Origin of the sequence: Arthrobacter sp. efr-133-TYG-120 (assembly GCF_030209785.1) — a bacterium.
Taxonomy (GTDB): Bacteria; Actinomycetota; Actinomycetes; order Actinomycetales; family Micrococcaceae; genus Arthrobacter.
This window is the reverse complement of sequence record NZ_JARVRI010000044.1, coordinates 59,798-73,539: the sequence shown is the minus strand read 5'-3', so window position 1 is coordinate 73,539 and position 13,742 is coordinate 59,798. Positions and strand designations below refer to the sequence as shown.

The 13,742-nt window shown below is 61.0% G+C and carries 12 protein-coding genes; 7 read left to right on the top strand and 5 right to left on the bottom strand.

All coding sequences use genetic code 11. The features are described from left to right. The coding region (locus QRN51_RS22385; RefSeq protein WP_284991941.1) for a 13E12 repeat family protein at positions 1–716 on the bottom strand (716 nt) is incomplete at its 3' end. Between the two features lie 188 nt (positions 717–904). Here QRN51_RS22385 and QRN51_RS22380 point away from each other — a divergent pair. The 6 genes from QRN51_RS22380 to QRN51_RS22355 all read left to right on the top strand — a co-directional run bounded on the left by QRN51_RS22380 (position 905) and on the right by QRN51_RS22355 (position 7,253). Then, a complete protein-coding gene (locus QRN51_RS22380) occupies positions 905–1,795 on the top strand; it encodes a LysR family transcriptional regulator (protein WP_284991940.1) in 891 nt (296 codons plus the stop codon). Between the two features lie 140 nt (positions 1,796–1,935). After that, complete coding sequence (locus QRN51_RS22375) at positions 1,936–3,033, top strand: tartrate dehydrogenase (RefSeq protein ID WP_284991939.1); 1,098 nt, start codon at positions 1,936–1,938, stop codon at positions 3,031–3,033. Positions 3,034–3,178: 145 nt separating this feature from the next. Next, a complete protein-coding gene (dctA, locus tag QRN51_RS22370) occupies positions 3,179–4,585 on the top strand; it encodes a C4-dicarboxylate transporter DctA (protein WP_284991938.1) in 1,407 nt (468 codons plus the stop codon). A 1-nt stretch (position 4,586) separates the two neighbouring features. Beyond that, entirely contained in the window at positions 4,587–5,729 is a 1,143-nt protein-coding gene (locus tag QRN51_RS22365; protein ID WP_284991937.1) for a glycerate kinase, read from the top strand. A gap of 80 nt (positions 5,730–5,809) precedes the next feature. Then, positions 5,810–6,901, top strand: a complete 1,092-nt coding sequence (locus QRN51_RS22360) for a type I restriction endonuclease (protein WP_284991936.1) — start codon at positions 5,810–5,812, stop codon at positions 6,899–6,901. A 94-nt stretch (positions 6,902–6,995) separates the two neighbouring features. After that, on the top strand, positions 6,996–7,253 hold the full coding sequence (locus tag QRN51_RS22355) for a type II toxin-antitoxin system Phd/YefM family antitoxin (protein WP_284991935.1): 258 nt from the start codon (positions 6,996–6,998) through the stop codon (positions 7,251–7,253). Between the two features lie 136 nt (positions 7,254–7,389). Here the strand turns inward: QRN51_RS22355 and QRN51_RS22350 are convergent, their stop codons facing one another. The 4 genes from QRN51_RS22350 to QRN51_RS22335 form a co-directional block, all read right to left on the bottom strand. After that, complete coding sequence (locus tag QRN51_RS22350) at positions 7,390–8,259, bottom strand: ABC transporter permease (protein ID WP_284991934.1); 870 nt, start codon at positions 8,257–8,259, stop codon at positions 7,390–7,392. Between the two features lie 331 nt (positions 8,260–8,590). Then, the gene (locus QRN51_RS22345; RefSeq protein ID WP_284991933.1) at positions 8,591–9,319 is read right to left on the bottom strand and encodes an ABC transporter ATP-binding protein; all 729 of its coding nucleotides are present in this window, start codon (positions 9,317–9,319) and stop codon (positions 8,591–8,593) included. Further along, the gene (locus QRN51_RS22340; RefSeq protein WP_284991932.1) at positions 9,250–10,749 is read right to left on the bottom strand and encodes a hypothetical protein; all 1,500 of its coding nucleotides are present in this window, start codon (positions 10,747–10,749) and stop codon (positions 9,250–9,252) included. Before QRN51_RS22340 ends, QRN51_RS22345 begins: the two co-directional genes overlap by 70 nt. A gap of 695 nt (positions 10,750–11,444) precedes the next feature. Continuing rightward, positions 11,445–11,621, bottom strand: coding sequence for a hypothetical protein (locus QRN51_RS22335; protein ID WP_284991931.1), 177 nt, complete (start codon positions 11,619–11,621; stop codon positions 11,445–11,447). Positions 11,622–12,893: 1,272 nt separating this feature from the next. On the opposite strand from QRN51_RS22335, the gene QRN51_RS22330 reads away from it, so the two are divergent. Then, the gene (locus QRN51_RS22330; protein ID WP_284752973.1) at positions 12,894–13,697 is read left to right on the top strand and encodes a hydroxypyruvate isomerase family protein; all 804 of its coding nucleotides are present in this window, start codon (positions 12,894–12,896) and stop codon (positions 13,695–13,697) included. Positions 13,698–13,742 lie beyond the last annotated feature (45 nt).

The following is a 13,742-nucleotide window of genomic DNA, read 5'->3' as shown; positions in this document are numbered from 1 at the left end:
TGGGCGACGGGAAGCAGGGCGGTCAGGTAGGTCATGGTGTCCGGGGCCGGGCGCAGGGACACGTGACGTTCCTCGGCGGCACGGGCCGAGCGTTGCGTGACGGAGCGGGGGTCGCGCCGGTAGGCCGCGGCCCGCGCCGCGGCGATGATGGCCTTGTCTCCGGCGCCGTCGAAGGTTCCGGTGTCGGCGGCGAGTTCCTCGTCCACGGCGCACCGGTCCTCGGCGGACAGGCAGGCCGTTTCCTTCACCAACAGCGTCGAGCGCCATTCGTTGAGCTGTCCGGTGTTCAGGGCGGCGAGGGTGTGCGGCATTTCGGTGACGAGCGCCTTCGCCAGTCCGGAGAGCCGGGATCCGCGGGCGGGCGACTCCCGCCGGGCAAGGGCGATCTGCGCCGCGACGCCGCGGCCGCGTTCGTCGGCCGGAACACCTGCCGCCGCGTCGGCGCTGCGCTGGGCGGCATCGAACGCCACGGCAATCCGGGCTTGCGCGGCGGCGGCCGCGGACTTCAGATCCTCCAGGGCACGCAACTGGTCGATCAGCTCTGCGGGGTCGGCCAGTTCGGTGCCGCCGACCGGCGCAAAGGCAGCGGCCGGGCGAAGCGATCTCACGGCATCGATCAACTCGCGCACCCGGAGGCACGGGCCAGCAGCCTCCGGACCCGCGCCGCCCGACGGCGCGCCCGTCCCGATCAGCGGGGTTCCCCGATTGCCGTCCATAAGAAAAGCCTCGCAGGGACCTACGACATTATTAGGCCCGAGAACCACGCCCGGGCGAAAAATCTTGGGAAGGGGCCCGGTTTTTTGGGGTGGGCCAGCGAAGGGCACCAGACAGCCCGGCAGTCGCCAGGGCCACTGATAGGCGTAGGCTATCGATCGATTCGGAAGTCCAGCCAAGGAGCCGCATAGTGGACACGCGAAAACTAAAGTACTTCCTCGCCGTCGTCGACCATGACGGGTTCAACCGCGCCGCCGAGCATCTGCTGATCGCACAACCGTCGCTTTCCCAAACCATCGCGAGCCTCGAGAAGGAAGTCGGCGTTCCGCTGTTCCACCGCATCGGCCGCAGGGCGGTCCTCAGCGAAGCCGGCAAGGAATTGGTCGGGCCGGCCAGACTCGTCATGCGGGACCTCGACGCCGCACAATCAGTTGTTCAGTCACTCCGAGGCATCAGGAGCGGCCGGCTCGACATCATCACTATGCCTTCGCCGGGCATCGAGCCGCTGACGTCTATGATCGCCGCCTTCACCAAGGTCTACCCCGCAGTCCGGCTCAACGTCAGTGCTGCCTTCACGCCCGAAGAAGTGATCGAATCGGTCCGGAACGGCAGCTCCGAAATCGGGCTGGCCGGCTCGCCTACGCCCATCTTGGTCCCCGGCGTCGAGGTCCTCGAACTCGAAAAACAACCGCTCATCCTGATCGTCAACCCGCAGGCCGACACCTTCGGCGCCGAGCAATCGGCCATCCAACGTGAGGATCTCGGGGGACAGCGCATCATTGCGAGCCAGCGAGGCTCCCTCATGCGTTGGCTCGTGGATGATGCGCTGGCGCACGGCGTACAGGTGGAGATCGTCGTCGAAGTCGCCCACCGGACCTCCATCTTGCCCCTCGTTTTGGCGGGCGTCGGGCACGCGGTGATGCCGTCGTCGTGGGCTCCTACCGCGCACAAAGCCGGCCTGCGCACAATGCTCATCGAACCAGTGAGCCACCTGGACGTCGCGGTGCTCAGCCGCAAGGACAACCTCACTCCCGCGGCCAAGGCGTTCTTGCAGGTCGCTGCGGAGCACACCGAAGATTAGCGCGCTCGACTGCAAAGAAAAGATAGGCGCTACCTATCAGCCGTATCGAAACTAAGTCTTGGACGCCACCTACCCGCCGCCCGTCTACTTGAAGAGGAAGGCAGTGTGACTCTGCTAACAAACTCAACGAGGAGGTAGGCATGAGCGCCACCCAGAAATTCAGCATCGCATCCATCCCGGCGGACGGCGTCGGAAAGGAAGTTGTCTCCGCAGGCCGCCGCGTCCTGGACGCCCTGGCCGCGAACTCCAACGGCAAGTTCGCCTTTGAATGGACCGAGTTCCCGTGGGGCTGCGGCTACTACGAGAAGACCGGCCAGATGATGGACCCCAAGGGCCTGGACGCCCTCAAGGACTTCGACGCCATCTACTTCGGAGCCGTCGGCTGGGAAAACGTCCCGGACCACATCAGCCTCTGGGGCCTGCGCCTGAACATCACCCAGAACTTCGACCAGTGGGCCAACATCCGCCCGGTCAAGTTCCTCCCCGGTATCGAGTCCCCGCTCCGCAAGGCTGACAACACCGAGCTCGACTGGATCGTTGTCCGCGAAAACAGCGAAGGCGAATACGCCGGACTTGGCGGACGCAACCTGAGCGGTCGCGGCCCGGGCAACGAAGTTGCGCTGCAAACCGCGCTGTTCACGGAGAAGGGCTGCGAGCGCATCATGCGTTTCGCGTTCGATCTCGCACGGACCCGCACGGTCAAGAAGGTCTCGTCCGTCACCAAGTCGAACGCCCAGCAGTACGGCATGGTCCTCTGGGACGAAACCTTCAACCGGGTCGCCCTCGATTACCCTGACGTCCGGACCGAGAGCGTCCTGGTTGACGCCATGAGCGCCAAGTTCATCCTCCACCCGGAGGAATTGTCGGTGGTTGTCGCGTCCAACCTGAACGCCGACATCCTCTCGGACCTCGGTTCCGCACTCGCCGGCAGCCTTGGCCTCGCCGCGAGCGCCAACCTGAACCCGGAGCGCCGCTTCCCGTCGATGTTTGAGCCGGTCCACGGTTCCGCACCGGACATCGCAGGCAAGGGCATCAGCAACCCCATCGGGGCCATCGCCAGCGCCGCGTTGATGCTGGACCACTTCGGCCTGCACGAAGAAGCGCGCCTGGTCGAGGCCGCCATCGAACAGACCACAGCCGCCGGATTCTTGACCCGCGACGTCGGCGGCGAAGCCACCACGGACGACGTCACCGAAGCGATCATCAAAACAATCAGCCACAGCCTCGCCGCCGTATAACGTCCGGTGACGTTCGACGGCGGCCGGCCGGCCGCCGTCGTACGCGGCGTTTCCCCTCCCAACGGTCGCAAGCCCGCGCCGGGATTCCGGGACGCCGCTTACTCCCCAACTTTCTCCACAGACATTCCACAATGAGGTAGGAATCATGGAACACATCAACAAAGCCGGCGCAGCTCCGGCACCCAAGACCCGGCGCGTCAAAACAGCGTGGTACCGGCAACTGTATTTCTGGGTTCTGACCGCCATTCTCATTGGCGTCCTGCTCGGCTGGCTCGCGCCGACCGCGGGCATCGCCATGGAACCGATCGGGACCACGTTCGTCAATGCGATGAGGATGCTCATTGGCCCGATCGTCTTCCTGACCATCGTCGGCGGGATCGCGAGCGTAGCGGACCTGAAGAAGGTCGGGATGACGGGCCTGAAGGCCCTCACGTACTTCCAACTCGGCACCATTTGTGCGCTCGTGTTCGGCCTTGTCGCGATCAACATCTTCCGGCTGGGCGAGGGCGTCAACGCCGCGGCCGGCACCATCAAGACCACTGATGCCGCGGCCAAGCTCATCGACGCCGGCGCACACCAGGAATGGTGGCAGTTCCTGACCAACATCATCCCCACGAGCATCGTCCAGCCCTTCATTGCGGGCGATATTCTCCAGATCATCTTCATCGCGGTTGTCTTCGGCATCGCGTTGAACGCGATGGGCAAGCTTGGCGCGCCCGTGCTCGACGGCGTGCAGCGGCTCACCGGTGTGATGTTCAAGATCCTGGGCTTCATCATGAAGGCTGCGCCGCTGGGTGCATTCGGCGCCATGGCCTTCGCGGTCGGCAAGTACGGCGTGTCCTCCCTGACCAGCATGGGCGGACTGATCGCACTCTTCTACGTCACTTCGATCCTCTTTGTGGTGGTCGTCCTCGGCTCCATCATGGCGTTCCTGAAGCTGAACATCTTCACGATGATCAGGCACTTCAAAGAGGAATACCTGATCATTCTGGGCACCTCGACCGCCGAACCTGCACTGCCGGGACTGATGCGCAAACTCGAGCACGCCGGCGTCAAGAAAGAGACTGTGGGGCTAGTTGTCCCCACCGGCTACAGCTTCAACCTCGACGGCGCCGCGATCTACCTTTCCCTGGCCGCCGTATATATCGCCCAGGCCACCAACACGCACCTGAGCATCGGCCAGCAGTTGGGCCTCATCGCCGTCATGCTGCTTACGTCCAAGGGTGCTGCGGGCGTCGCGGGCGGCGGTTTCATCGCCCTCACCGCAACGTTGGCCACCATCGGTACCATCCCGGCCGCGGGCATCATGCTCATCTTCGGCATCGACAAGTTCATGTCCGAATGCCGCGCCCTCGTAAACTTCACTGGCAACGCTGTCGCGACGCTGTTCATCGCCTGGTGGGACCGCACCCTCGACGCCGACCGTGTCCGCCGCGTCTTCGCGGGCGAAGTCGTGGAGCCGATTCAGGCGGTTGAAATTCCCGCGCCCGCTACCGCCGTCGAGCCTTTTCAGCCCGCCGACCGCCGTCCCGCCTACTCGGAATCCATCTGACATGAGCAACGCAACTGCCCCGATGGGCGTCCTCATCGCGCCCGACAAGTTCAAAGGGAGCCTCACCGCCGGTGAGGTGGCGGACGCCCTGGCAACAGGGCTCCGTTCCGCCGGAGCGGTGCAGTGTGAGCTGCTGCCGCTGGCGGACGGAGGTGACGGCAGCGTGGATGCCGCCGTCGCCTCCGGGTTCGCCCGCCACGCTTTGGTGGTCCCGGGGCCGACCGGACAACCCGTCAAGGCGAGCATCGCGTTCGACGGCGTCACTGCTGTTGTGGAGGTGGCGAACACGTGCGGTTTGGGACTGTTGCCGGACGGGCGGCTCTTGCCGCTTGATGCGTCGAGCCGAGGCTTTGGCGAGTCTGTTCTCTTTGCCCTTTCGTTGAGGCCGGCGCGGATCGTGCTGGCGCTGGGCGGAAGCGCGAGCACCGACGGAGGAATGGGCATGCTCACGGCCCTGGGCTTCCGCTTCCTCGATGCTTCCGGCCATTCTTTGGAGGGCAACGGGCGAAACCTTGGCCGTGTGCATTCTGTGGATGCGCCTCCTGGGCTGATTGGTGTGGAGCTGATTGTCGCGAGCGATGTGCATAACCCGCTCTGCGGGCCGGACGGTGCGCCGGCGGTTTTCGGTCCGCAGAAGGGCGCATCGCTTGCGGATGTTGCAGCGCTCGACGCCGGTCTGACGCACTTTGTCTCTGTGCTCACTTCGGGCGGGTTTGAGAATGCGGCTTCCCTTGCCGAGCATCCCGGCGCCGGAAGCGCCGGCGGGATCGGCTTTGCGTGCCTGTTGCTTGGCGCTTCCCAAGTATCCGGGGCGGACTACTTCCTGGACCTCCTGGACTTCGACACCCGCAAGGACGGCTGCGACGTCGTCATCACGGGCGAGGGCAGCATCGACGAGCAGACCCTCGCCGGAAAGCTGCCGGCCGCCGTCGCGCGCCGCTCGGGCACCCGGCCGATCATCGCCGTCGCGGGCCGCTCGTTGCTGCCGCGGGAGCGGTGGCCCGAGATGTCGCTCTCGCGTGTCTACACGCTGACGGACTACACGGATCTGGACTCGTCGAAGGATCCTGGGCTTTCGGTGGAACTGCTGCGGCGGATCGGGCGGGAGATTGGGGAGGGGCTTGGGCGCTTAGGTGGCATGTAAACAGACACGCCCGACTTCCGTGATCTCTTGCTGCCGCGGGTCTACGGTTGGCTCAATGTCGGATTGGTCAAGGGGGACACATGGATTTCGCAGAACGGCTCTCGGCGCTTGCCGCAAAGGTGCGTCAGCAGCGCGAGGCTATTCAGACCGAGGAAGCAACGAAGAACGCATTCGTCATGCCGTTCATCTCAACGATCCTCGGCTACGACGTTTTCAACCCTCTTGAGGTCGTGCCGGAGTTCACAGCGGATGTGGGAATCAAGAAAGGCGAGAAGATCGACTACGCCATCGTGAAGGATGGCGAGATTCAGATCCTCATCGAGTGCAAGAAGTCCATTGGACCGGTAAGGATCGAACACGCTTCCCAACTATTCCGCTACTTTGCAGTCACAAATGCGCGGATTGCCATACTCACCAATGGCGAGGTGTATCAGTTCTTCACTGATCTCGATGCTCCGAACCGTATGGACGAAAAGCCGTTCTTGGTGCTGGATCTCAATGACATCGATGATTCGCTCCTGCCTGAACTCCAGAAACTCTCAAAAGATGTCTTCGATCTTGACTCGATCATTAACGCAGCTGGCGAACTGAAATACATCGGCGAGCTAAAACGGACACTGGCCGCCCAGTTCCGCGAGCCTGAAGACGAGTGGGTCAAGTTCTTGACCACACGGGTGTACACCGGCCCATATACGCAGCGTGTGCGCGAGCAGTTCACTTCGCTAGTCAAAAAGGCATCGAAGCAGTTTCTCAACGATCAGGCCAATGAACGTCTTAAGAAAGCCCTCGGCTCTCAGACCTTTACGCAGATCGACGATTCGGCAATTCTTCCGGAGGTGACGAGTGAGCCGGTGGTTGAATCCGACCTCGCCGAGGCCGATGGTATTGAGACCACACTCGAAGAAATCGAGGGCTACCAGATTGTCCGGGCGATCGTATGCAGCGACGTAAAGCCCTCAAGGGTCTTCCAACGCGATGCCAAGTCGTACTTCGCCGTACTTCTGGATGACAATAACCGCAGGCCGATAGCACGCCTGCATTTCAACCGAACACAGAAGTACATCGGACTCTTCGACGAACACAAAGAGGAGCGGCGTGTTCCCATCGACTCCCTTGAAGACATCTACGAACACGCTGACGCTCTTCGCGCCAGTGTGAAGGGCTACCTGTAGCAGCTGTCGGCTGGGTGGCGGCGCCGACTTGAATGGACACGTTTACAACGAGGTTTGCTGGCGAACCCCGCATCAGCGATGACACACTTGGTGCGTGGGAACTGTGACGGTGCGCGAGCTAAGGAACCATGGCGACGAAGTGCTTGAGCGGGTCGCTCGTGGCGAAACGCTGATCGTTACCCGCGAAGGCCACGAGGTGGCTGAGCTTCAGCCCGTACACCGACGCGGCCGCCAAACAGAACGACTGATCGCCAGCCGCCGGCACCTGCCGCGCGTGGACAGTGAGATATTCCGGGCAGATCTGGACGAGATCCTGGCTTCGAGTTCGGTGTCCCTATGGTCAAGGACATGAACTCCATGCTTCGTCTGGTTCAAGACCGGCAAATACGTCGCGGACACTTCGCGCCAAACCGAAGTATTCGGACCGCCCCCGACCGCGGAAAACGCGGTCGGGGGCGGTTTGCTCGGAGTCTGGGGCACTAGGGGATCTACAGGTCCCTCAGCGAGGAATCCGCGTCGAGCCGGGCGAGTCTTGCGACGTGGCCGAGGGCTCCAAGGCACAAGAACAAAGGAACGCAGAGGAGTGCTCCGAGCACGAGCAGCCAGTTGGGCATGGCCCATGCGGTCACCGGCAGGAGGTCGAGCTGCAGTCCGTTGAAGACCGCCGTTCCTATGACGGAGCAAAGAGTTCCCAGGAGCGCCCCCGTCACGCCAATGATGAGGCCCACTGCAGCCAACTCGACCATGTAAACCCCTGCTATCGAGGCCCCCGACCAGCCGATGGCTTTAAGGAGACCCACTTCGCGGGCCCGCTGCTTGATCCAACTGCCGCCAACGGACACCCCGACGCCGAGGCAAAAGATGATCAGGAAGCCACCGATCACCCAGCCGACAAGGGCAAGAAGAGCGAAGAGGCCTGACAGGGACCGGATTTGGCCCGCTACGCTGTTCACGGAGTACCCGAGGGCTCGGACTTGGTTTTGCACGTTGACCACTTCTTCCGCTGAGTCAACGCGCACATATGCGCGGGGATAGACCAGCGTTTTGGTGGCTGGCCGGGCATTGGCGAGTGTTGACTGAAGTACCTTGCTGGAGACGTAGGCAGCTTGTGCGCCATCCGTACGCGGCGACGAGTTGTCATAGATACCTGAGACGCGGAGCGATATGGAAACGGGTTCGCCGTTGCCGGGGCCGATTTCCTTCGTATACACGAAGCTCATTTCCTTGCCGAGCAGCTCGGTGTATTTCTGGCCCTGACCCTTGTCGGGGAGCAGGATCTGGCCTTCCCCAGGGCCGTCTTCGGAGACATCGCCGAGCAGTATTTTCGGGGTGATGCCGCTGATGAATGGCGTACCCATGAACGCGCCTGGGTTGTTCGGTGACGGCCAGTTCGCTGGGTCCTCTATGGCGAGGTCAATTTGTGCCCAGCCGAAGGATCCCACCACATGATCGATTTGGTCGAACCGGGACAACGAGTCGTCAGTGATCTCGCGAGCTGAGTCTGGACCGACTGAAGTCACCTCCACATAATTCAGTGCGGAGTTGGTGCTGATCTTGTTTGAGTATGAACTTATGCCTGCCCCAACGATGCTGTCGGCGAATATGAATACCGCGATGCCAAGACTCATCAGGACCGCGAGTGGCCTCAATTTCGAGAGAGAAAGCCGCACCGACCTCGCAGCAAAGGCTCTATTTCTGTTCAAGGAGCAACTCCTTCATCGGAAGCTGACGGTGGGCCACATGCTGGAAGACTTCGTCATGGGAAGCGACGAGGACACCGCACCCGCCGTCGGCGCCCCTTCGCATGGCGTCCAGGATGGCTTCAGTGTTTGGCGCGTCAAGACCCGAACTTGGTTCGTCCGCTAGTAGCAGCGATGGTTCGTTGATCAGTGCGCGGCAAAACGCGACTCTTTGTTGCTGGCCGCCGGAAAGCCTCTTCGCTTGCCGGTCAGCGACCGCCGCAAGACCGAAGCGTTCCAACTGCTCCGTAATCGTTGCGCGTGTCATGGGCTTGCTGCTGGCAAGGAGAACATTTTCCAGCGCCGTAAGTTCGGGAAGAAGGTTGCTGCTCTGAAACACCATTCCAATTTCGCTCGAGCGGACACGACTAGCCGTCCGGGACGATGCATCGGTTCTGTCGTTACCGTTGATCCACACTTTGCCGGCATCGGGGGTCGATAGAAGTCCGGAGATATTCAGGATGGTTGACTTCCCCGAACCCGATTCACCTCGCAGCCAGACGATTTCACCTGCCTGGACGTTCAGGCTGACTCCAGAAAGGACCAACTGTCGGGTCCCACGTTCATCTGAAAAAGACTTGGTGATGTTCTCAAGACGAAGTACCGAAGTCACTTGTTCTCCCCGAAATCGTAGGCACCCGGGACCGCGATCATGGCAGCTGAAATCGAGAGGCTGCATGGTGACGCTTTGTCTGGTTCCATCCGATACAGAGACGGGAATTCTTTACAGCCTTTCAGAGTCCGCAGTTCCTCGGCCGCCTTGTCGAAGTCGTTTGATCCAAGTCCGGACCGACTTGCGTTCGTCATGGCGGTCAACGCCCGAAAGTAGTTCAGGCCCTTTCCTCTGGATGAACCGATGAGCTGCGGGAGAGCGGACTGGACGGCCGGAAACATTGATCTCACTTCTTCGCTGTTTGAGAAGTACATGGAGTTGGAGAGCGCCATTAGCGCTCCGGAAAGTAGATGTTCAACCCCGGGGTCTGCGTCGAACGTCTCCAGTCGCGCCAACCGGGCATTAGGCTCAAGCTGCACCAGAACATCCACCAGGTCGATGTACCCGCTGAGATTTGCGAATGTCACGGCAGCCGGAAGCGCTGCCCTTCCCTGCTCGATGATCGAACCGTAGCTCCCCCAGGATGAAGGTCCGGAGCGCTTAAGCGCCACAAGCGCCTTGAGTTGGGTGATCAGATCGGTTCCAGGTGCCTTCAACACCCGTTCCAATTCGTCTCTGGTTCTTTCGCTCGTGACCTCTGGAAAGTTAGTGTCGAGGAGTCTTGCGGCAAGATACGTCCCGTGGACCGAGCCTTTGGCGAGAGTCGATGAACGGATAAGTCCCGTCGTCTGGTCAACCCTGGGTGCGATACGGTCCTTGACAAGTCGTTGCGCCTCGGTCTGAGCGTTCAGCAATTCCAGGGAACGCAGCATTGAGGCGATCAGCGCGTCATCATGCACCTGGTTTGAATCCAGAAGCCTAACGATATGTTCTCTAGCGTCATTTGGAACGACCAGATCCTTTCCAAGAGTTGCTCTCACTTCAAGAGCGGCTTGAAAGTCAAGGGTTGACTCATAGTCGCCAGGGAGCTTCCTGGAATCCACGTTCTTCAATGCTCGTTCCAATTGACTGGGTTTCGCCTTTTGCAGAGCCGAATAGGAATCGAAGAGACGCCACAGAAGATAGGGCTTCTCCGCGATCGAGTTGACGTCAATTGCGCCAAGCCGTACGAGCGCTTCTCCCCCAAAGGACTTTGCAGCAATCGCGGACCAGCCTTGCATCCTACCGATATCGATCCAAAACCACAGCGCGGCGATTTCCGCGCCTACATCCTGTTGCGTCGGAGTCATCGAGGCACTGGCCAATTTCTCCTCTAATTCGGCAGGCACAGCCGCGCCGGCAGTCCTAATCAGCTTAAGCGCCGACCATAGCGTCGGCAGGTCGACTGTGGACTGCTCGCTGAGCGCTTCACGGACAGTCCTGTTGGCGCTGTCCGCGGCCAGCAGGTAGGTCCCAAGGTCCTCGGAGTACACTGCCGTAGTGTACAGATCTCCACGCTCTTGGCCCTCCCCCTCGGGCATCCTTATGAGGCCGTTGGTTCCCTCGAGCTTCTTCAAGTCCCCTTGTATGGCAGACACATCGTTAGCGGGTGCGGAGAGATCGGCACTGCAGGCAGGCAGGAAAAGCATAGCCACGATTAGCACCGAAAACAGTTTGGCGTTTCGTATGTTCTGCAACTTTTGACGGCATATACCTAGGCTTCTTTTCATTTCTGCAGTGCCGATCTCTTAGTCATACGCGCGCGGAGGCAGTGCGCAAATTGCCGTAATAGTAAGCGGTGGCCGCCACATCCGCACCCAAGTAGAACGCTCCCCAACCCATGCAGACTGTGCCACTCAGATATGATCCACGAGCACCGTTACTGTTGGTCCACTGAAGTGTCGCCGGATTACTGGTTCCGGATCCCGATACATTGACACCCTTGATGCTGATGGACCCAACACCGTACTGATAGAACGATGTCGTATTGCGAATCCAATTGGGTGATACGTTCATCACAGCCGACGAGGAAAAACTCCCACAACCGCCATTTGATACCGGCTGAATCCACATATTTGCCGTGATCGGCTGCCCGTTATCGAAATACGCCGTGCCCGATGCGCTAGTGGCCTGCGCTCCCGACGCGACCCCAATTGCCATGAGCGCTGTCAGCGCACCTACCGCAACTACCTTCCTTGCATTCCTAACCATTTTCATTCGATTCCCCATTCTCAATTACCGGTCGGCCTTTGAATTCCGACCGCGTTTCTGGTCAGACATGAATATCGAACATGTTCTCCACCCCGAGCCGATCGCACGGAACGAGACCGGGGTCGCGGTACACGAGTCCTTTGCTCAAGTACGGAGGTGCCCGCTCTCGGCCCCAGATCAGGCGCTCCACGAACAGGACCACCACCGACCCCAGCGCGAGAACGAATAGCCTTCCCATGGCCGGCACCTAGAGACTACTGACGGATTTGTTTTCGGAGGCCTCAGCATCGACGACGAGAGACATGGTTCCAAGACAGATCGCGCCGATTGTCCAAAGCCATATCGGAATCGACCCGGGGAAGCCAACGGTCGCCGCTCCCGTGAAAACGCCACTACCCATCCCGCTGATCGCGAACAGACCAGCATCGCGCTTCGGACTTCGCCTTGTCGTGAGCACTAGGACCAGGGCAACCGCGCCAATAGCTATGGAGGTCCAGGCAAGAGGCGGTGTCTTCGGTTCGTGAAGGAGCCCGACAATAGTGCTGCCAGCGACACACGTGAGCACGAGCGCAGTGGCCGTTCTGCGGATAGCTGATGAAAAGATCATTTTCGGAACCTTTCTGGGGGAGTTAGCTACGACCGCTGGGGCGACAGGGATAACTAGGGTTCGCATGCGCGTTCGCTTTGTTTGTACGCATCGAAAGCGTCTTTTCGGGCCCAGACGGCAACAAGGGCTCCATGGCATAAGAATTCAATGCAAACCGCGGGGACGATAACCCAGCTCGACACGCCTGCTCTGGCGAGTGCACCGAATATCACAACGGTGAGCACCGCACTTGCTAGGTTGAACCAGCGTCGGCCCGGAGTTGCGTCCATAGCCGTCAGGAGTTCGCCTAGGTAATAGAGCATTTCGATCCATTCCGAAGACCGCCGCCACCGGTAATAACCCCTTGCGCAGGGGCACACCGCAGCTCTGATCGCAGGGGGCCCAGGATGCTCGCAAGCGGGCCACGGGCGGGTGTTGCCGATGGGACGTCCCGAGCAATCAAGATGCGATTTTCCACGAACCCCCCAATCCATCTGTGGTTCCGATTTGAAATCGAAACCCATACGGGAAGGCTAAGGGCGAAAAAGCCGTCTCAGTGTAGAAAAGAGGAAACTCAGTGCTGGGAGACCCAAATTTCAGTGTGGAATCGGGCAATCTCCGTGTGGTCGGTGGCGCTTCTCCGTGTAAATCGAGGCTGAACACGTAGAGAGATGTCCGCATCGGGCGGCGAGGCCAGAGTGGACTTCGCATCCACCCCCCTCCCACCGCACCCAACCGCCCCACCTGGTATCCCAAACCCCCTCCCCGCAAGACACCCCCTTGACTCCCACCCCCTCCTTCCCTAAACTTTTCATAAAGCAGAATCTAAATTCCACAAAGCGGAAACTCGCCAAGGCGAACTAGTCCAAGAGAACAAGCCAAGTGGAAGAGGATCCCAAGCCCTCCCCCGGAAGGACACCTACGATGACGTACACAGTGAACTGCTCCATCCTCCTGACGGAGCTGCCCCTGCTCGAGCGCCCCGCAGCCGCGAAGGCCGCCGGCTTTGACGCCGTCGAATTCTGGTGGCCCTTTGAGACTTCCGTCCCGTCAGACGCCCAGGTCACCGAGTTCGAGAACGCCATCAAGGACGCTGGCGTTCAGCTCACTGGCCTGAACTTCAACGCCGGCAACATGCCCGGCGGTGACCGCGGCCTGGTTTCCTGGCCCGCCCGCTCCTCCGAATTCCTGGACAACATCGACGTCGTCGCAGGCATCGGCGAGCGGCTCGGTTGCAAGGCATTCAACGCGCTCTACGGCAACCGCGTGGACGGCGAATCGGCCGAGAAGCAGGACGCCATCGGCGCCGAGAACCTGGCCAGTGCCGCGGAAGGCGTCGCACGCATCGGCGGCACCGTCCTCCTTGAACCGGTCAGCGGCGCCCCCAAGTACCCGCTTCTCAAGGCCGCCGACGCCCTCAAGGTGATCGCCCGCGTCAAGGAAGAATCCGGCGCCACGAACGTCAAGCTCCTCGCCGACTTCTACCACCTGGCAGTCAACGGGGACGACGTCGCAGCCGTCATCGAAAACCATGCCAAGGACTTCGGCCACATCCAGATCGCCGACAACCCCGGCCGCGGGGCTCCCGGAACCGGCGAGCTTCCCCTCGGCGAATGGATCGCCCGCAGCCGCGAACTCGGCTACGAAGGCTACATCGGCCTCGAATACAAGGAACCGCAGGAAACGGCCTTCAGCTGGGCCATCCGCCAGCGCGCCACCTCCCACTAGCGAACCCCACAGCCCAACTGAGTAGCAGTTGATGTCGTTTAGAGC

Excerpts from the sequence above, each read along its gene's own strand:
- QRN51_RS22365 (WP_284991937.1), top strand. The coding sequence starts at position 4,587 with ATGAGCAACGCAACTGCCCCGATGGGCGTCCTCATCGCGCCCGACAAG.
- QRN51_RS22345 (WP_284991933.1), bottom strand. The coding sequence starts at position 9,319 with ATGCAGCCTCTCGATTTCAGCTGCCATGATCGCGGTCCCGGGTGCCTA.
- QRN51_RS22375 (WP_284991939.1), top strand. The coding sequence starts at position 1,936 with ATGAGCGCCACCCAGAAATTCAGCATCGCATCCATCCCGGCGGACGGC.
- QRN51_RS22360 (WP_284991936.1), top strand. The coding sequence starts at position 5,810 with ATGGATTTCGCAGAACGGCTCTCGGCGCTTGCCGCAAAGGTGCGTCAG.
- QRN51_RS22335 (WP_284991931.1), bottom strand. The coding sequence starts at position 11,621 with ATGGGAAGGCTATTCGTTCTCGCGCTGGGGTCGGTGGTGGTCCTGTTC.
- dctA (WP_284991938.1), top strand. The coding sequence starts at position 3,179 with ATGGAACACATCAACAAAGCCGGCGCAGCTCCGGCACCCAAGACCCGG.
- QRN51_RS22350 (WP_284991934.1), bottom strand. The coding sequence starts at position 8,259 with ATGGGTACGCCATTCATCAGCGGCATCACCCCGAAAATACTGCTCGGC.
- QRN51_RS22330 (WP_284752973.1), top strand. The coding sequence starts at position 12,894 with ATGACGTACACAGTGAACTGCTCCATCCTCCTGACGGAGCTGCCCCTG.